18 protein-coding genes are annotated in these 19540 nt (G+C 39.0%); 9 read left to right on the top strand and 9 right to left on the bottom strand.

What is annotated here, in order from left to right; genetic code table 11:
* From BMS_RS09095 to BMS_RS09080, 4 genes are all read right to left on the bottom strand, one after another.
* On the bottom strand, window positions 1–900 hold the full coding sequence (locus BMS_RS09095) for an alpha/beta fold hydrolase (RefSeq protein ID WP_014244518.1): 900 nt from the start codon (window positions 898–900) through the stop codon (window positions 1–3).
* Window positions 894–1916 carry a Ppx/GppA phosphatase family protein gene (locus BMS_RS09090; RefSeq protein ID WP_014244517.1) on the bottom strand — a complete coding sequence of 341 codons (1023 nt, stop codon included), beginning with the start codon at window positions 1914–1916 and terminating at the stop codon, window positions 894–896. The genes BMS_RS09095 and BMS_RS09090 overlap by 7 nt, the downstream gene beginning before the upstream one ends.
* A complete protein-coding gene (locus BMS_RS09085) occupies window positions 1900–3051 on the bottom strand; it encodes a DNA cytosine methyltransferase (protein WP_014244516.1) in 1152 nt (383 codons plus the stop codon). The genes BMS_RS09090 and BMS_RS09085 overlap by 17 nt, the downstream gene beginning before the upstream one ends.
* An 87-nt stretch (window positions 3052–3138) precedes the next feature.
* A complete protein-coding gene (locus tag BMS_RS09080) occupies window positions 3139–3795 on the bottom strand; it encodes a hypothetical protein (RefSeq protein ID WP_157868266.1) in 657 nt (218 codons plus the stop codon).
* 158 nt (window positions 3796–3953) lie between these two features.
* Here BMS_RS09080 and BMS_RS09075 point away from each other — a divergent pair, with 158 nt between their 5' ends.
* From BMS_RS09075 to BMS_RS16940, 4 genes are all read left to right on the top strand, one after another.
* The gene (locus BMS_RS09075; RefSeq protein WP_044557458.1) at window positions 3954–5183 is read left to right on the top strand and encodes an MnmA/TRMU family protein; all 1230 of its coding nucleotides are present in this window, start codon (window positions 3954–3956) and stop codon (window positions 5181–5183) included.
* Window positions 5184–5185: 2 nt separating this feature from the next.
* Entirely contained in the window at window positions 5186–6319 is a 1134-nt protein-coding gene (locus BMS_RS09070; protein WP_014244513.1) for a M28 family metallopeptidase, read from the top strand.
* Window positions 6320–6364: 45 nt separating this feature from the next.
* Window positions 6365–7513 (top strand): tRNA 2-thiouridine(34) synthase MnmA, encoded by a 1149-nt coding sequence (gene mnmA, locus BMS_RS09065; RefSeq protein ID WP_014244512.1) that lies wholly within the window; start codon window positions 6365–6367, stop codon window positions 7511–7513.
* Between the two features lie 76 nt (window positions 7514–7589).
* Window positions 7590–8906, top strand: a complete 1317-nt coding sequence (locus BMS_RS16940; protein WP_052590637.1) for a M23 family metallopeptidase — start codon at window positions 7590–7592, stop codon at window positions 8904–8906.
* 6 nt (window positions 8907–8912) lie between these two features.
* Here BMS_RS16940 and BMS_RS09055 read toward each other — a convergent pair whose 3' ends face one another.
* From BMS_RS09055 to BMS_RS16935, 5 genes are all read right to left on the bottom strand, one after another.
* Window positions 8913–10544, bottom strand: a complete 1632-nt coding sequence (locus BMS_RS09055; RefSeq protein WP_014244510.1) for an alkaline phosphatase — start codon at window positions 10542–10544, stop codon at window positions 8913–8915.
* 102 nt (window positions 10545–10646) lie between these two features.
* On the bottom strand, window positions 10647–11141 hold the full coding sequence (locus BMS_RS09050) for an FKBP-type peptidyl-prolyl cis-trans isomerase (RefSeq protein WP_014244509.1): 495 nt from the start codon (window positions 11139–11141) through the stop codon (window positions 10647–10649).
* Window positions 11142–11358: 217 nt separating this feature from the next.
* On the bottom strand, window positions 11359–11913 hold the full coding sequence (locus tag BMS_RS09045; protein ID WP_044557457.1) for a hypothetical protein: 555 nt from the start codon (window positions 11911–11913) through the stop codon (window positions 11359–11361).
* Window positions 11914–11964: 51 nt separating this feature from the next.
* Window positions 11965–12888 (bottom strand): CoA transferase, encoded by a 924-nt coding sequence (locus BMS_RS09040; protein ID WP_044557456.1) that lies wholly within the window; start codon window positions 12886–12888, stop codon window positions 11965–11967.
* Entirely contained in the window at window positions 12878–14956 is a 2079-nt protein-coding gene (locus tag BMS_RS16935; RefSeq protein ID WP_052590635.1) for a thioredoxin domain-containing protein, read from the bottom strand. The genes BMS_RS09040 and BMS_RS16935 overlap by 11 nt, the downstream gene beginning before the upstream one ends.
* 170 nt (window positions 14957–15126) lie before the next feature.
* Between BMS_RS16935 and BMS_RS16930 the strand changes: the two genes are divergently transcribed.
* The 5 genes from BMS_RS16930 to BMS_RS09010 all read left to right on the top strand — a co-directional run bounded on the left by BMS_RS16930 (window position 15127) and on the right by BMS_RS09010 (window position 19500).
* Entirely contained in the window at window positions 15127–16101 is a 975-nt protein-coding gene (locus tag BMS_RS16930; RefSeq protein WP_083885971.1) for a lytic transglycosylase domain-containing protein, read from the top strand.
* A gap of 85 nt (window positions 16102–16186) precedes the next feature.
* Window positions 16187–16879: a (d)CMP kinase gene (gene cmk, locus BMS_RS09025; protein WP_014244504.1), complete on the top strand. Its 693-nt coding sequence runs from the start codon at window positions 16187–16189 to the stop codon at window positions 16877–16879.
* A complete protein-coding gene (locus BMS_RS09020) occupies window positions 16876–17973 on the top strand; it encodes a glycosyltransferase family 9 protein (protein ID WP_014244503.1) in 1098 nt (365 codons plus the stop codon). Before cmk ends, BMS_RS09020 begins: the two co-directional genes overlap by 4 nt.
* On the top strand, window positions 17970–18989 hold the full coding sequence (locus BMS_RS09015; RefSeq protein WP_014244502.1) for a bifunctional heptose 7-phosphate kinase/heptose 1-phosphate adenyltransferase: 1020 nt from the start codon (window positions 17970–17972) through the stop codon (window positions 18987–18989). Before BMS_RS09020 ends, BMS_RS09015 begins: the two co-directional genes overlap by 4 nt.
* Window positions 18982–19500, top strand: a complete 519-nt coding sequence (locus BMS_RS09010; RefSeq protein ID WP_014244501.1) for a DUF4416 family protein — start codon at window positions 18982–18984, stop codon at window positions 19498–19500. The genes BMS_RS09015 and BMS_RS09010 overlap by 8 nt, the downstream gene beginning before the upstream one ends.
* Window positions 19501–19540: the final 40 nt, after the last annotated feature.

Here is a 19540-nt window from a genome sequence, read left to right as displayed (position 1 = left end):
CTATTCTTTTTTAAGTGAATTTAAAATGATTTGAATGGTCTTCTTTGGTCTCTCTAATTGAGGAGTATGCCCTGTTTCTTTTAGAGGAAAAAACTCTAAATGATCCACATCTCTTTTCCAATGATTTGTCTGCTTAAAAGGGATCCAGTTATCATTCTCTCCCCAAATTAAGAGGGTAGGTGTTTCTAATCTGGTTAGATCTGGCACAGCATTTTGTAGCTTCATTATGCTCTTAAAGACTCGCATATATTTCTCAAAATTACCTTCTAGATTAAATAACTCGTAGAATCTCTCAAGATCTTCTTCTTCCATTTTATCTCTATCGTAGAACACACCTCTAGCAATAAAGTCAGAACTCATTCTTGTGGAGAGATTCTTTGCTATCCATTGAAGGAAGCCATTCTCTGAAATTCTGACCACTAGTGGAGGTGAAAGGGGATAGCCTGCCGGAGAGAGTAAGACGATCTTCTTTGTTTCTCTTGGATAATTAATGGCATAATTCCAGGCGATATATCCACCAAGACTATTTCCAATAATAATGGGAGATTCAATATTTAATTTCTTAAAGAGTTTGTTTAAGAAGAGAGTATAATTCTCTTGATCGTAGGGGATTTCCTTCCCGTGAGTAAGGCCAAAGCCTGGAACATCTAGAGCAATATATCTATAGCCAGCTTCTAGTATAGGCTTTTTAAAGTGTCTCCACGAGTGAAGACTATCGCAAATACCGTGTAGCAGAACTATTGCTTGTCCCTCTCCAAAATCGCGGTAGTGAACAGACGTTCCCTCTATTTCAACAAATCGACTTCCATCTTCTTTCTTAGTCCACTTCTCTCTGATCTCTACCGAGTTAGCACAGGAAGCGAGTGTGAAGATGAGAAGGGTGAGAAGAGCTCTTACCATGATTCATTATCTAGGAATAGTCCATGGGACATATTCACATTCAATGTCTCTACTTTTCTAATTTGTAGTGCACTCATATATCCTAGAACAAGAGCAATATTGGTAACGTCAGTTGAAGCATACTTCCCTCCAATAGATCTATCACTTAGTCTTGCTCTCTTATTGAGTGCTACTCTTAGTTGAGTTTGATTATAGATATGACCCTTTTTTAGGGCCTGGTTTCTTAAAGAGTGATAGTGGACGCCTCCAATACCAAAGACTCTCGCTTTCTTTAAGTACTCTTTTACATTGGAAGGAACATTGGCCTTAGCGAAGAATTTTGCTAGAGCAGTGGCCTTCTTTGCATTGAGTTTCCCAAGAGGATTTGGAGAAGTTCTCTTCTTATTTTTAAAGAGAGACTTAAGAACAGTTTCCTTAAAAGAGACGCTGGCAAGATTTCCCAAGTAGTGAAAGTACTTTCCATCTTCTACAAAAGTCATCTGCATACTTCCGCCTCCAATATCCCAAATGAGAATATCTTCATCGTCCGTAAATGGGTGTTTAATCTTTGCACCTAGGTAACCAAACTTAGCTTCTAGCTCTTGATTGATCACTCTAATATTTATTCCAGATTGCTTAGAGATTTTCTCTAAAGTATCTGCACCATTGCTGGCCTCTCTAAAAGCCTGTGTCGCGAGAGCACTAAACTCTGTGACACCTAATTCGACAGCAGTCTCTTTTAGCTCTTTGAGTTCTGAGATACCTTCTCTGATAACTTTATCACTAAATTTATTTCCGTTATCGTAGAGCGATTGCTTATAGGCCACGGCTGATTGGTCTTCAAAGAAAACTTCTACTATTTTATTCTCACATTTATTAACTTTAGCCAGTGTCATTTTTGTTGAGCCAGAGCCGATATCAAATGCGGCCCTCTTGACGAGACAGCTCTCCTTCTTAACAACCGAGCTACAACTTGAGCTAAGTCCTAAAATAACGAATGAGAGGATTAAATAGATATGTTTACTTTTTATAGACAAAAGCCTTCTCCCTTACGTTTCTGATTTTATCTCTATGATTGCTCTTTTGAGATGTCTTAGTGTCTTGATTTTGTAAGTATGACTTATACATACTCTTTAAAGACTTTCCGATGGCCTTGGCCATAAGCGGAGGAACTGCATTGCCAATCTGTCTCCACTGCGCAGAGAGTGGCCCCATAAATTCAAAGTCATTTGGAAAACTTTGAAGAGCGGCAGCTTCTCTTTGAGTCAAATATCTATGCTCTACAGGGTGATAGTAGCTATGTCTATGTGTCATAATGGTTGGACTTGGAAGTGATCTGTCCAACCTTTGATACTTTGTTTGTCTAAAGCGATTCTCTCTGAGATTCTCCCAATCAACACCAAGCTTTAGAGATGGAGTAAGGTACTTCTTTTCATCTGCTTGATAGCGAATACCTTTGCCTTCAGGAATTCTCTTTAATCTCTTTAGATCTATTTTAGATTTAATCATCGCTTGCTCTAGGTCGTGGTTGTAGAGCTTACCTTTCTTTGTCTCAAGATTTTCAAGGGCATCACCAACTGTCATTGGAGGTCTAAATGTCTTGGCCATAACAGTATCGTGAGTATGCTTTGGAAAGACGATATCACAATTGACTCTTGAACCAATGAGGATTGTTCGTCTTCTCTTTTCAGGAACGCCGTAGTTTTGTGAAGACATAACTTGTACGTCCATCTCATAACCAAGAGATCTAAATTTCTTAAAAATATTTTGTAGTGTCTTCTCGTTCTTCTTTGCGAGTAGCCCAGTAACATTCTCTATTACAACAAAGTAGGGCATAGTCGTCTTAACAATGCGACAAAACTCAAGAAAGAGAGTATTTCTCATATCGTCTGGGTTACCCAGTCCAACAGTGGAGAAACCTTGGCACGGAGGCCCTCCAACAACAACGTGAACATGGTTGCCATCAAGCTTCTTAAGTAATTCTTTCTTTGTTAGCTTTGTAATGTCGCCGCAGTAGGTTTGTGCATGCTTGTGATTGCGGGCGAAGGTTTCCATAGCGTGTTTGTTGGCGTCAATGCCTAGAACACACTTCATTCCTGCTAGCTCGAGGCCACAAGAAAGTCCTCCTGCACCAGCAAAGATATCGATAAAGTTTAAAACATTCTTTGTCATCTTAACTCTTAAGTAGTGTGGGTTAGTCTTATAATTACAATATATTATCGAATTAGCGTGGTAAATCTGTCAATTAATGAAAGTGATTTATGCGGCTTTTTTAGAATTAAACTTATCCGCGCTTATCTTGAGAGGGGTAATATTTGAAGATTCAAAACTTTGCAGTGTGTCGTCTAGCTTAAAATGACCACTTGGGGACTTAGTGACAATTTTATCGATATATTTCTGCCACAAGTTTCGGTGCTCACTAGTGATAAAAATTGTTTGATTGTACTTTTCTTTACTCGCCATAAGGGCTTCGAAGAAGAGATCTTGAAGCTTTGAAGAGAGATTCTTCTCCGGCTTTTCGAGAAAGAGATACTCACTCTTATCAAGTAGCACCTTGATGAGTGAAATGAGTTTCTTATCCTCAAGTGATGCCTGTGATGGGTAGGAGTTTTCATTTCTTATCTCTTTGGCCAATTGAGCAAGCTTTGGCCTCTTTTCTTTTTCCAGTAAATCACACAACTTTAGTTCAGTATGGTTTCTCTGTCCTAGATCGAGTAGAAGATTTTCCTTAAGAGTGAGATTACCAAGAAGTTCTGCACTCTCTTCAATATGCTTAAAGCGAATGGCACCTCGTCTTCCACAATATTTAATAAAGTGGATAAAGTCTTTGAGTTGACTTTGATTGTGGTGCTGGTTCTTTACTTCGAAGAGAAGAGTTTCGCCTGCGCTAAAATTGGGTGCTTTTCTTGATATCATCGCTTTTTTATCGGTCTTTATGGGCATAATCTTTACCAAATGGGGCCGGAGATATTTGCTAGTCTTTAAAATGATCCAATATTTGCTATAATTATCATTAGTTATAAAGCTTATTTTGGGTGACTTTTTTACTCGTATAACCCATTGGAAGAATGAAAATGCTTCAAGGTAATCAAGCAAAGCAACAAACAATTCTCGTTGGTATGGATGGGGGAGTTGAATCCACTGTTGCAGCCTATTTACTTAAGAAACAAGGGCTCAATGTGGTTGGATTGGGCGTTGTTTTTCACGAATACTCCTATAAGAGTCTCTCTGTCTGGACTCCAAAGTCCCTAGAAAATATTAAAAAGATTTGTAATCAACTTGAAATTCCCTTCTACGGTACAAATATCAACTCCCTTTTCTATTCAAGAGTATTGGAGCCTGTTGTATCGACAAGGTTGGCGGCAGAACAATTTGAGCCAGTAATCGCTTGGAATAAGATTCTCATAGAAACTCTAATTGAAAAGGCCAAAGTTGTTGGAGCTACGGGTATTGCAACCGGACATAAAGCGAAGGTTTTTAAAAATCAAAAAAGTGGTGTTTATAGTCTTCTTGTTCCTGCAGATGTTGCTAATGATGAGACTTATGGACTAAGTCGACTCTCTCAAGATGAATTATCAAAGTTGATCTTTCCTTTGGCAGAAATAAAGCAAAATGAAATTTTAAAGATAGCAAATTTACTTGGGATAACTTTTGCTAAAGATGATATTGAAAATAAAAAGCGCAGAAAGAAGTCTCTGTTTCGAACAGACTTTATAGAAGTCGTTGAGCGCTTTAGTGCACCTACTCTTAGAAAAGAAGGGAGAATACTTAGCTACCGCGACGGCACTACTATTTGTGAGCACGATGGGGTTCACCTCTATCACCTCAATCAAGAGGGGATTGTTGGCAAGAAAGGTTTTGCTGTAGACAAGACTTTAAGTGTTATTAGAATTAATCCACGTCAACAAGATGTCATTGTAGATAATATCGAAAGATACCACTATACCCATTGCAGACTTATGCGTTTTTCTCACGATCCAGCAATGGATCTCTCTAAGCCATTGCAGTGCTTTGTTCAAACAAAGTCTTCAGGTGCGAAACTTCCTTGTAAACTCTACTTTAAAAATAATCGCGCCGTTGTTGTTGAGTTTGAAGATGAGCAAGAGGGAGTCTGTCCTCGTGGTGGATATCTTGTTTTTTATAATCGTAGGGCCATTGGGGCAACAGTTATTGGCTCAGGTGTTGTGAGAAGCTCAGGCTACTTTGATGATGAAGAGTATAGAACTTATCCTAAGACTAGGGCCGAGGATGATGAGTTTGATGAAGATGAACCAAAGAAGAAGAAAATCCATTTAGAGTTTTAATTATGAAGTATTTATTTTTATTTTTTTTACAATTTAGTATTTTAGGCGCCGATCACTTTGTTCTTCGTGACTACGAAAAAAATATCAAGAATATAGGCTCTATTAAATCTGTAATACGAAAGTATAAAGACGATAAATTAATTAAGCACCTTCGCGACTTTGTCGCCTGTTGTAGACCATCGCGAATGGTTGGAACAAAATCTCATGCTAAGGCCTCAGTTTGGCTTGTTGATAGATTAAAGCAAATTGATCCCAAAGCGAATGTTGTGGTTGACGAATTTACACCAGATATAGAATACGCAAAGTCAGTTTACCGCGAAGACTTTCAAAAAGAAGTCGCCAGTAATTACCCAAGCACGTCTCCTATTTATAAGAAGTGGAATAACTTTACTAATTCAATGACTTCTCACCTAGAAAAACTTCGCACTGTGAAGGGTAAGAATATTATCTGGGAGAAGAAAGGCTCCATCTCTCCCAATGAGGTTATTATCCTAGGAGCTCACTACGATACGATTAGTTATGACAAAGAAAACTTAGTGATCAACTTTGAAGCCCCACAGCCAGGTGCTGATAATAACGCTTCAGGTGTAGCGTCTCTGCTTTCACTTATTGAAATCCTTACTGAGATCAATACTCCAAAAACAGTTAGAGTTGTTTTCTTTGACTATCAAGAATTTGCTTTCTTAGGAGCGCGTGCCTATGTGAAAAAGTATAAAGAAGATTTAAAGAGTGATAAATTCGCAGGCTTTGTTAATCTTCTCATGCTTGGTCACGATACTAAGAGAAATGATAAGGGCAATAGATCTAATAATTTTAAAGTCTATACTAGAAAGGAGAGCGACCCTCTCCATGGACTTGATCTAAAACTTGCCAATAAACTTATTAAAGCAGGCGATAAGTCTTTGTCGGGAATGCGATTTGAATTAGATCCAAACGGTTTTAATCGCAGTGATCACGTTAGCTTTTGGGAAGAGGGACTTGCGGCCGTGACTTTTACTCAAAACTGGGAAGAAGACCCTAATCCCAAGAATCATACTTCAAACGATTTTGTTGAGACCTTGAATTTTAGGAGCTTAGACAACGCATTTCGCTTTATAAGCGCCAGTATCATTGCTTGGACTTATGATATAATTTAATCATACACTCTTTTCGATAGGTGTAATTCCTGATAGATATTGGCCATGAGTACAGCAAAAATACCAAATCAAAAGAAATCAAACGAAGAGACAACCGTTATTGTTGGGATGTCCGGGGGAGTTGACTCCTCTGTTTGCGCCGCTGTTCTTAAGGAACAAGGCTATAATGTGATTGGTATGTTCATGAAGAACTGGGAGGAACAAGATGAAAATGGTGTTTGCCAGTCCTCTAAAGAATACGCTGATGTTATCTCAGTTTGTGAAAAGTTAGATATTCCTTATTACTCTGTCGATTTCGTAAAAGAATATAGAGATAATGTATTTCAACACTTTCTTGATGAGTACGAAGCTGGATTTACTCCAAATCCAGATATTCTATGCAATAGAGAAATCAAGTTCAAAGTCTTCTTAAATAAGGCGTTGGAGCTTGGGGCCGATTACTTGGCCACTGGTCACTACTGTCAAAATATCCTAATTGATGGTGAGAATCACTTAGTGAAAGGCAATGATCCTGGAAAAGATCAGACTTACTTTCTCTACACCATGAAGAAAGAAAAACTAGAACACGTTCACTTTCCTATCGGTCATCTTCCAAAGACTGAAGTGAGAAAGCTGGCAGAGAAATTTGATCTCTCTACAAAGCACAAGAAAGACTCCACTGGAATCTGTTTTATTGGAGAGAGAAACTTTAAGAATTTTCTTTCAAATTATATTCAAATAAAGCCTGGAAAATTTGAAACTTTAAGCGGTGAAGAAGTTGGTGAGCACTCAGGTAGTGCATACTATACCATCGGACAAAGAAAAGGGCTTGGACTAGGTGGTCCGGGTGCTCCTTGGTTTGTTGTTGGTAAAGATACAAAGAGAAATGTAGTCATCGTTGAAAGAGGAGAGGATCATCCAGCGCTCTTTTTTGATGAATTATGGGCAGATGAAATTTCTTGGGTTAGTGGTGAATTTAAGGGAGAGTTACCTCTTAAGTGTAAGGCCAAAATTCGCTATCGCCAAGAAGATCAAGATTGTACCATCACAAAAATTGAAGATGGAGAACTACACGTTCAATTTGATCAGGCGCAAAGAGCTGTTGCCCTTAGACAGTCAATTGTCTTCTATACGCAAGTGCAAGGACACGCAGTCTGCTTAGGCGGGGCGATGATCTCTAGGGCCGGCAAGTCCCACTACGAACAAGGTCAATAAATTTTCTTCTAAAGTGTACTTTGTCTATCAAGTTATTCTTTAAATTTCCGATAATTTTGTTATGCTATATTCTAATATGCTAAAATTACTTATTATCCTATTGGTATCTAGTGGCCTAGTCAGTTGTGATCAAAGCCCACAAAGACCTATCGGTACAACAAATTCTTCTATCTCTCCACTTAGACCAGCTAATGACTCTATCACTATTAAAAAAGGTGAAGTTAAAAGTGGTCAAGGTCTCTTTCAGGCCCTTAAATCTATTTCTATTGAAAATGTTTGGGCGCTTAAGTTGATCAATCAACTTAGAGATGAAGTAGAGTTTTCTAAAATAAAAGTTGGAGATAAATTAGAGGCGACTTTTAAAAATGAAGAATTGATAAAATTCTCTTTTTCTCAAAATCCTGTAGAAACTCACACCGTAACTTATGATAAGAAGCAGGATAAGTGGGAATACTCACTAGAAACTTTAGAGACTTTCTGGAGACCTAGAACGCTTGAAGGAGAACTTAGACCTGATTCAACTCTTGAGGGAGATTTGATTGCAGAGGGACTGGATCGCTCAGTAGTTAATGAAGTGGTAAATGTTCTACTTTGTAAGGTGAACTTTAGAATGAATGCCCGAAAAGGAGATCGCTATAAAGTTCTTTTAAGCGAACAGATATTTGAACAAAGAGTTGTTGGTACAAAAGTTCTCTTCACTTCTTACGAAGGAAAGAGGGCCGGAAAACACGAGGCCTTCTTCTATGAAGATCAAGAAAAGGGTTCAACTTATACTGCTCACTACACTGAAAATGGACAGGCCTTAATTAACTCTGGACTGCGCTATCCTCTTTCTAGACTTCATATTCGTTCAAGTTATGGGTGGAGAACTCATCCTGTGACGGGAAGAAGGGCCATGCACAGAGGGGTCGATCTACGAGGCAGAGTTGGTGAGAAAGTTCATGCTGTAGCAGCAGGTAAGGTTGTCATTTCTAGTTATAATAAATATGCCGGAAATAAAGTCGGGATTCGTCATAAAGACGGCTCTACTTCATACTATTATCACCTCTCAAAGAGAGGAGTGAAAGTTGGACAATGGGTTCGCTCACATCAGGTTATTGGACGAGTCGGTGCAACGGGTAGAGTTACTGGTGCCCATTTACACTTTGGATTTAAAAGACCCAACGGACGTTGGATGGATCCTCTTAATAAGCGTATGATTGCCACACCAAAACTCAGTGGTGAGAAGTTTAGTAAACTTACCTTTCAAATTGCTATGATTCGTGGGACATTGGCCGACTTAGAAATGAGCAAGCAGTCTAAGTACTTAGTTGCTAGAATAAATGATCTCAATATCCTCCCTGAACGAGAGGATAAATTAGCAAAATTAACAAATTTTATAACAGAATTATAAGACGAATTATTTAATCTTCGTCTTATATTCCTTCTTAAGTCCGAGGGCCTCAATAGTCTTTCTTCCAACTTGCGTTGAGTGAAGAAGCCCTCCAAATTCACTTGTTAAACTCTTAGGACCAACAGTGATCATTGTTACTGGTGTCGATGTGTGTGAGCCTGTTGCCCATACAGCACTTTGCTTATGAGCAAGTACTCTAGCAAATATATTTGATCTTACGATATTTCCATAAGTGTAGAAGGCCGCAAAGTCTTCAATATGAGGAACTTCTTTTAGTTTTAGATTCTTGTGATCAGGTCTATAGAATTGATTCTTAGAGCTTTTCATCAACATAGCAATGTCTTCATCTGAGAATTCATACTTCATATGAGAGGAGAAGAATTTTTTTAGATTCTCAGTTGTTCTCTTCTCTTCTTTCCACTTGCTCACCTCAAGCATTAACTCCATAGTCGACTTAGACTGTAGGTAGAGTGTGTCTAGTGTATCAAAGTCTCCATAATTATAATTGGCCCTGTAGTCATTGCCATTAAATTTCTCTCCACTAACTTTTAGCGGAGTTAGAACATTGTAACCACTATAACTAAAACCAAATCCTCCTGTCTCATGATCTGCTGTCACGACAAGAAGAGTGTCCTCTCTACCTTTCATCCACTCGTTGAGTACACCAAAGAGATCATCTGCGCGTAACATTTCATGTAAGAGGAGTCCTGTATCATTTCTATGACCTGCCCAATCAATCTGTCCAGGTTCAATCATTAGGAAGAAGCCTTCTTTAGAACCTTCTAGATTCTTAAGGGCAACTTTCGCCATTTCACTAAGAGTAGGGATAACTCTATCGGCCTTATCTTTATTAGTGGTGTTCCAGATACCGTCTGGCATAGAGGAATTTTCAAAGAGGCCTAGAAGCTTTCCTCTCTCACTTTTTAAGAGCGAAGACTTATCAAAAACAAGTTGATAATTCTTATTGCTGGCCACTTCTAAAAGGTTGAGATTATCAACACGTTTTGATTTGAGAGAAATATGCTTTGGAACAAGATTTCTGAGTTCAACATCTTCCTGAGCATTCTTTGGGATAAAGTATCTTAGGCCCCCAGAGAGCATAACGTCTGCACCTGTTTCAATCATCTCTTTAGCAATGGCGTTTTCATCATTTCTAGAAATATTATGAGCAGCATAAGAGGCGGGAGTCGCATGGGTGAGTCTTGTATCGGAAACTAGACCTGTTCTTAGTCCCTTTTCTTTAGCTAACTCTAAGATTGTCTTTGAGCTCTCTCCGTTATAATCAAGTCCAACAACCTCTGGAAGTGAGTATTCACCGGTAGAGTATTGAGTGGCCGAGCAAGAGGAGTCCACTACTAAGTGCTTACCTGGATTTGTCATAACTGAGGCCAGATTTCCTTGGGCCATAAGTTTTTCTAAATTGGTAACTCTATTGTCAAAGTAGTCTTTCTTAGCATGTTTGGCAAAGAGCTGTAGCATAGATAATTGCTGTGGCCCCATACCATCTCCAATTACAAAAATGACATTCTTTACTTTCCCATTTCTTTGGTAGTAGTCGCCTTTTGAAACGTCTTTATTTTGTTTATTACAAGAGAGTAAGAGTGTTAGACACAGAAGAGTAAAGAGATTTTTTGACATAGTGATTTCCTAGAATGTTTTTTTCTCATTCTACCTTATGATTTTAAATATTCTAGGGAAAGTTGGAAATTGCCCCCAGATGAGCTGAGGGCACGTATTTTCTTAGTGATTATGTTCGCAGCTTGAACCGTCACCATGAACATGTCCATGTGAGAGCTCGTTCTCTGTGGCAACTCTTACACTTTTGATTTCTACATCAAAGTTAAGGTTCATTCCCGCAAGTGGGTGGTTACCGTCAAGAGTAAGTCCATCATCACTCTTTTCAATAATCGTTACAATTAGTGGATGACCGTCTTCAGTTTGAACCTGAAGTTGTTGTCCTACTTTCATATCATCAAAGTTTGGAAATTGAGCTTTCTCAATTTTTTGAATAAGTTGATCAACTCTTTCACCGTAAGCATCTTTTGGTTCAATTCTTACTGAAACTTTGTCGTTTACTTCTTTACCTGTAAGAGCACTCTCTAGTCCTGGAATAATATTTTGTCTTCCGTGTAGATAGAAAAGTGGTCCCCCTGTATCAGAAGTATCAATTGTCTCTCCTGAGTCTGATTTAAGTGTGTAATTAATTTCAATTACGTGATCATTTTGTACTTTCATATTTACCTTCTTTGTTATTTTTTATTTATAACAAAGTTCATAGGCAAAAGCGAATGTGTTTCGGTATTTCTTAAGTCTGTCCAAGGCAAAGCTTAAGGTTAAATTTATTTTTAAATTTTCTCTATTTGTAGAATAATCTCAGGTACTTGAAGTAAAAACTCTGGTAGCTTCGCCCATGTCTCTGCCTGACTAAGGTGATAAGAAGTTACCGGAGTTTCTAGTATTTCTTTAAAAGGTCTCTAATCTTTAAGATATCGGCCTTGCGCGAGTGGCGGTCAATAAAGATTTTCTTATCGTGCTTATCAGTGGCAAATAACTCGTAGTAGCCCTTATTTTCAAATCCTCTAAGCTCAGGTTGAGCACGCATCTTGGCAACATTTGGAGAGTCCATAAAGTGGTTTAACTCTATAGAGTTTGCGTCTTTTAATTCAATAGTTTTCTTCATCACGGGAATCCAAAAAACTTTATGAGTAATAGTAATTTGGTCTAATTTCTTCGTGATTGATTTCTCATAGAAATAGAGTGCGAGCAATGTCAATGGAAGGCCATAAATAGTCGCTAGAACTGCATAGGCAAGTACCACATTGATTTGATCACCTGTAGCGATTAACTTATCAATTGGTCCCGAAACGGCCAAGTACATAGCGCCTATAACAACTAGAATGGCCAGTAGATAGCCCCAGAAAATCATAGGTAGTCCGTAAGACTTGATAGTAATTGATTGATCTTTAACTTTGACTCTATCAGCTTCTTCTTCAGAAACTGGAAACATATACATTAATCCCATGGCCGAAGATTAGTGAAAAGGGCCATGATTGGCAAGTTAAATTAAAGATAGACAAAAGTCGTGACGCTCGGCAATCTTGGAGAGTTGAGTTGCATCATAGCTCTTGAAACAAGTGCTGAGCTCATTAAAGACACGGTCATCTTCAAATCTAAAGCGCTCTTCTTTTGCAATATTCAACTTGAAGACTTCACAGAACTCTAGCCAAAACTTTTCTTCCACTGCAGCTAGAGCAACGTATTGATCGTCCTTAGTTCTATAAAGTGAGTAACAAGGGTAGCGACCATTGTGAAGAAACTTCTTTCTCTTTGAGCGCAGCTCTTTAGGCCAAAAGATATTGTAGACTTCTTGGGTACTCTCTAGAAGATAAGTAACGCCACATTGAGTTGCGTTCTCGCTTCTTACCTTAAGTAGTAAGGCCAAGAGATCAGTGGCGACTTTATGTCCAAAATTTATTCCCGCAAATGGGAGAAACGGAGGGGAGACAATATCTTCACTTCTATCTTGAACGTGTAGGGCGAGCACGCCACTAATGGCCAAAGCATTGAGGTCGTGCATTGAGCTTTTAGAATTCTTAGAGGCCTTTAGATCAATCGCCGCTATTGGCCTATCTAATTTTCTTAGAGAGGCCTCATCAATACCTAAGCCCTCTTGAATTTTAAGTGGAAGTCCATTAATTAGAGCGTCGGCACTATTTAAAAGCTCTAGAATCTCTTCTCTTATATTAGGCCCTTTGAAATCGAGCCTTAGGATTTCCTTATTCTTATTTAATTGTTCGTACCACTGTTTAAAAGAGGGGTCGAAGTCTGCAAATGCGCCCGCGCAAAAAGGATCTTTAAATACTTGGTCTTCAACTTTAATAACTTTTGCACCAAGTGAGCAAAGAATCTGGCCCGCTAGTGGAGCGGGCAAGCGATGACCGAAGTCGAGAATTGTGATATTTTCAAGTGGCCTACTCTGCACTATCACCCTCATCTTCAGCTTGAGCAGTTGGTCTTAGAGTTTCGATAAACTCTTCTAAACCATTACCAGTAATCTCACATTCGCTGAGGTTACAGATCTCCCACTTATCTTCATCTCCAGGAATGTAGTCTAAGACGAAGCGGCTTAGAAAGTATGGCATGAAGTTAATATACTGTGGATTCTCAAGCCACTTTGTCGGAAGTTTAACAACTCTGTAAGCACTATCAGGGTAACTTAGAGCTCTAAGGGCCTCGGCACTACTGAGTGGATTTTTCAATGATTCGTGAATAAAGTCTTCTTGAATATCTTTCACTCTATCTAAGTACTCTCTATCTCCAAAGAGAATTGCAGCTCTTCTTGTGATTTGAATAAGAGTAGAGGCGCTAGACTTATATGATTGGTCCATAGAGTTGACGGCTTGGTTAGGGTAGAGTTCAAAGTCACTACTAGACTTTGATCTGGTTAAGACTTCACCTTCGTGAATAAATTCTTTATGAATAAATTCAAGCGTGTCTGCAAAGTTTCCTTTGAAAACAGGATTACCAGTAATTTCGTAGACGCGAAGTTGTGTCTCCGCAAAGTTTACATAGTCTTCTAGGTAAGGAAGGCTCTGCTCTCTTGTTGTTGAGTGCTTAATCTTCATACCGGCGTCGTCTTTAGAGACTAGGAAGTTCTTATAAAGACCTTCTAGGGCCGTGTTAAAGAGGGCCGAAGCCTTTTGTCTAATGATATCAATTTGGCAATATTGCATAACATCTACAAGGGCCGTAACCATCATAAAGTTCCAGCTGGCAACACCCTTATTATCTGTCATAGGAGGAATTCGATTCTTTCTCTCATTCTGTAGGGCCTTCTTAACTTTTCTAATAGTATTCCATCCATCTTGAGTAAAGAACTCTGAGCGCAGATCATAATTTAGAGAAATAACATTGAGTCCTTTGTCGAAGCTTCCTTCTTTTGTAATGCCAAACCACTTCTTAATCGTTTCACTATTTTCAATTAAAGATTCACTCTCGTCTTCGTAATTCTTTAGCGCATCTTCAAACTCTTCTAATGAGAAAGTATGATAGAGCCCCTCAACCCCTTCTGCATCGGCATCTTGAGCTGTGAGAAAGTGAGCATTATCTCCCAGCATCTCTGCTTCAAGATAGTCCAGTGTTTGAATCAGTCCATCGAAAATTATTGGAGAAGGATAGAGAACACTTGCCTTGGCCAATAGTCTTAAGAGACCTGCTTGATCGTAAATCATTTTTTCAAAGTGAGGAACAAGCCAAGACTCGTCTGTAGCGTAGCGGTGAATTCCACCGCGGGCATGATCATAAATTCCGCCCATAAGCATTTTCTCAATTGACTTAATTATATGCTCACCTTGATCTTTTTGAATCATCCCTTCAAGCATTTGCTCAATGGCCCACTCATAGAATGAGAATTGTGGGAATTTTGGGGCCTTTCCATAACCACCATTTTCTTCGTCTGCAAATTGCTTAACGGCATCCATAATAGCGGCCGGAGGTGGGAAGTGACCTTGGTATTCAACCTTATCTTTTGGGATTAATCCCTTGGCTATGGCCTCAGTAACATTTGTAGCATTAGTTTCTACTTGCTCTTTCTCTTCTTTGAAGGCCCTTAGTAGTTCTGCTGTGAGATCTTTAAAAGTAGTCTGCCCCTCAACTGCTTTCTTTGGAAAGTATGTCCCAACAAAGAAAGGTCTCATATCAGGGAGAAGAAATGCTGATAGAGGCCATCCTCCACTCTGTGTAAAGAGGTGACAGGCCTGTTGATAGTAATTATCAATATCGGGAAGTTCTTCTTTATCTACTTTTATATTAATGAAGTTTTCATTCATAAAGTCAGCAGTCTCTTGATCGTCAAAAGACTCGTGAGACATGACATGACACCAGTGACATGTTGAGTAGCCTACAGATAGAAAGATCGGCTTATTCTCATCCTTGGCCTTTTGGATCGCCTCTGGGCCATAGCTATACCAGTGAATGAGATTATCTTTGTGTTGAAGTAGGTAGGCAGATTTCTCTAAAGAGAGTCTATTGTATGTAGTGTCTTGCGTCATTGTGAATTTCTCCATTTTTGAATTGCCAATATTTTAAAGGATAATTGCACGCAAAACCACCTAAAATCTCGAAAATTGGTTAGCTTGGCGCGTTTAGCCCCATCAATACTGAGTAAATTCTATGTACTGGGCTAGACAGATCAAATTTTAAGAGGGTAAAAGCCCCTCGTATGTTTAAAAACGGCCTAAAAGAATATTCATTTATGGAGGAAACGTTTCTCCTATTCAGAAGACTTGTCACTTCAAGTCGAGCTCGCTCATTTGTTCGTTATGCAAATACTTTGGCGATCTTCATTATTTTAGGACTTATTTTCTCTAAGGAAGCAACGCTCGACAGTCGCTTGCATCCTGTTCTTTCAAATGAGAGTAAAGGTGAATCTACTTATTTCTTAGATGAGAAAACATATTATCAATTCCCAAAAGTTAAGAGAACCTTTGGTAAGGCCTCAGTTGTTGATCTGCAATATCTTTCAAAGAAAGAGAGCAGAAGACTTATTCTCGATTCAGTGAAGAGCCCGCGCCTAAGAAAGCGTCTCGCTCGCTACTTGACGAGAACGCTTGAGCTTTGCGAGAAGTATCAAGTCGATCCATTTTGGGCCCTAAGTATAATGTGGACTGAAAGCCACTTTAATTTAAAGGCCAAGAGCTCTGTTTCTGCGACAGGTTTAATGCAAATCATGCCGGCCACAGGAGTTTTTCTCAGCAAGCTTCTCAATATGCCTATTAAAGAGAAAGTCATCTATAAGAGCATTCAAGACCCCGACCTCAATATTGAAATGGGTGTCTTTTATTTAAAGAGATTATTAAAAATGTTCAAAGGTAATTATCGCCTTGCCACTGTCGCTTATAATATGGGGCCAGGTGGTGTTTATAGAAGACTTAGAAATAATCAGCCCGTCGGAGTTAGAAACCTTTATTTAGATAAAGTTAGAAGACATTATAAATTAATCTCTAAGAATTTTACTCACAATATTTCTCGAAGCTACCTCGCTCTACGCAGCACTTTAGTAGTTAGAAATCCAATTTCTGGTTACACATATAGTCAAATCGCAGAGATTGATAACTTTCTGGAATTTCTCGAAATGCCAAGCTTAGACTACCGTATTGCTCTTAATTCAGCGGGTCAATCTCAGAAATCCCTCTAAAATCTCACATAGCGTCTAGTTTTGCTCTGTCTAAAGTGGTAAATTTACTTCCCGTTATGTCTTAATTTCAAGGAAGTGAGAAAAAATGTCTTTATCAAAAGTCATTGCTATAGATGGACCTTCTGGTAGCGGGAAGTCAACTATTGCTAAAAAGTTAGCTGAATCATTAAATGTTTTATATATCGATACTGGGGCCATGTTCCGTGCTCTAGCATATAGTTGTGATCAAAGAAATATACCTCTTAGAGCAGGAAGTGAAATGGATGACTTTCTCTCTGAGATTAATCTTGAGTATGGAAAGTCTCAGGACTTTCTCATTGGAATTGACGGTGAGAATCTCACTAAGAAAATTCGCGAGCACAATGTTTCAAAACTCGCCTCAATCATATCTCAAATTCCTCAAGTAAGAGAGTTCTTGCTCAATTATCAGAGGGAGCTCGCCAGTAGAGTGGTCTGTGTTATGGAGGGAAGAGATATTGGAACAGTTGTTTTTCCAAATGCTTTTTGTAAATTCTTTGTAACTGCTTCAGTTGAAGTTCGCTCTAAGAGAAGATTAAATCAATTAAACGAAGCCGGTGACTCTGATCTCTCACTTGAGCAAATCATGATGGATGTTAAAAAGCGTGATGAGAGTGATATGAACCGCGAAGTTGCTCCACTCAAAATGGCCGAAGACGCAGACTTAGTAGACACTAGTGATATGGAATTATTAGATGTTCTCAATTCATTAAAAAGTTCAGTCGAAGACAGGGCCAAGGGGATTGGCATCACTCTGTGAAAATCTTAATCAATAGAACAGATGCACTCGGTGATACAATTTTAACAGTGCCAATGGCGGCACTACTTAGAGAGAAGTTTCCTACGGCCGATATTAGGTTTCTAATTTCACCCATTTCAAGGCCACTATTTGATAATCACCCTTATGTCGATGGTGTCTTCACCTATCAGAAAAAGGACGGGCCTCTAAAGAAGCTCAAGTGCTTAAAGAATATTTTAAATGAATTCACTCCAGACATTTACCTCTTTGTTGGAGGTGATCAATTAGTCTCCTTCTATATGTGGCTTAAGGGAATTGATAAAAGAGGCGGACTTGTTTCCAAGTGGCCGAGCTTTCTTTTTTTAAACTCCGGAGTAAGGCAGAAGCGCTCGCTGGTAACGATGCATGAGAGTGAATACAATCTCAACCTCCTAAAGGGGCTTGGGATTAGCTATGAAAATGATGAGGTTCTAGAATTCTCTCCAAAGATTTCTATAGACGATGAGCAAAGAGAGAGCTCTCTTAAAGAGTTCAGTGAGCTTATTGAAGCTGAGGGACTTAATCCACAACTTCCAAGTATCTTCATTCATCCCGGTATGACTGGTCACACCCTCAATTGGTCATCTAGAAACTATGGACGACTCATTGATAAAATGGAGAGAAGATTTCCGGAGCAATTTAACTGGATTATTTCCCACACTCCTAGTGATCAACAATACCTTGTAGGACTAAGAGATCATATTGATAAGTGTGATCATCTTAAAAGCCGCGTCTTTTACTTCGACGGAGCACTTAAAGGTCTTCGAGACTATATGAATATTCTCTCAAGCGCCAAGGCCTTCATTGGTCCAAGTACAGGAACTACACATATTGCAAATACTCTTGGTGTAAAAACGGTCGCAATTTACTCGCCCATAAAAGTTCAAAGCACGCTTCGCTGGTCACCATTTAATAGAGACGAAGAGTCTCTTCGCTTAGTTGTACCAGATGTTGTTTGTGGTGAGAGATTCAAGTGTGCCGGAAATACTTGTCCATATTATGAGTGTATGTCTAAAATTGAAGTTCAAGATATAATGAATGAATTAATTAATTTATTAAATTTGGAGAATAAGTGAGCTCTATAATTAGCAAAGATAATTTTAAGAATATTATAAATAAATTTTCAGACGTTGGGCCAATCCTAGTTATTGGAGATATCGGTCTAGATAAATATACTTTTGGTGAAGTGAAGAGAATTTCACCAGAGGCCCCTGTCCCTGTTTTAGAAGTGACCAAGGAGTGGACGACTCTAGGGCTTGCTACAAATATTTCTAATAATCTCTCCACTCTTGGCGTCAGCTCTACTATCTGCGGTGTTGTTGGAGAGGATATGCAGGCCTCAAAATTAGAGAGCTTACTTGAGGAAAGTGATCTCTCTATTTGGGGAGTCGTTCGCTGTAGTGAGAGACCAACAATCTTCAAAGAGCGTGTCACAACTTCTAGTCAGCAGATTTGTCGCGTTGACTATGAAGATAAATCAGGTCTCTCGGCTGCAACCCAAGAGAGATTGATTGAGAGAATTAAAGAATTTATTCCAACTCATAGTGGAATTATTATAGAAGACTATGGCAAAGGGACTTTGTCCAGGGAGACAATCTCGGAAGTCGTCTCTCTTGCTAGAAAACATAATAAGAAAGTCTTTGTCGATCCTTCAAGGACAACACCTCCAGAATTCTATAAAGGTGTAGATCTTTTAAAGCCTAATCGCATTGAAGCTGAGTTAATGGTTTCTATGCTTGGTCATAATACGACTGATGTTTTAGAGATGGCGAAGATCTTATCGGAAACTCTAGATATCGAGCAAGTCGTGATTACTCTCGGTGGAGAGGGGATGGCAATCTTCTCAAGAGGAGAGTCTAAAGTTGATATTATTCCTACAGTGGCCAATGAGGTCTTTGACGTTTCTGGTGCCGGAGATACGGCGATCTCTCTACTGAGCTCTTCTCTCTTGGCCGGATCATCTCTAAGAGACGCATGTTGGTTAGGTAATTGTGGTTCGGGTGTCGTTGTGGCCAAGAAGGGGACTGCAACTGTTAATCTAGAGGAGCTTGAAAAGTTCTACGATAATATTTCAAAGAATTTTAATGAGTAATTTAACTGGGCCCACTCCTGGGCTCATCATTGCCAGCGTACTTTTTCGCCACGATATTCATAGTGAAAAAGAAATTCTTAAAACACTAGAGTTAAAGTTTGGCCCTTATGTCACATTTCATCACTCCTACTTTCCTATGAGAGAGTATTACTCAAAGGAAATGGGAGAAAGTGAACTTCTTAGTCGTGTCTTCATCGCATTTCATAAACCTGTTCAAAGAGATGACTTAGTTGAGGCTAAAGTTTGGGCGGATCAATTTGAGAAGGGTTTTCTCTATGCTGGCAAGAGAGAGATCAATTTAGACATGGGTCTTTTGACTTTAGAGAATCTTGTTTTGGCCACGGGTAAGAATTATTCTCATAGACCCTATCTTGGACAGGGAGTGTTTGCAGATTTGACACTTATTATGAAGAATGGTCAATTTCAGACAACTCCTTGGACATACCCAGACTATTCCCACCCTGAAGTGATCGATTTCTTTACATGGGCCCGTCAATTTCTTAGTCACTAAATTCTCATATTTTCTTCATCTTGTTCATGCTGTTCTGTGT

Origin of the sequence: Halobacteriovorax marinus SJ (assembly GCF_000210915.2) — a bacterium.
Taxonomy (GTDB): domain Bacteria; phylum Bdellovibrionota; class Bacteriovoracia; order Bacteriovoracales; family Bacteriovoracaceae; genus Halobacteriovorax; species Halobacteriovorax marinus.
Note: the sequence above shows the minus strand (reverse complement) of the source record. Positions and strands in the feature narration are given on the sequence as shown.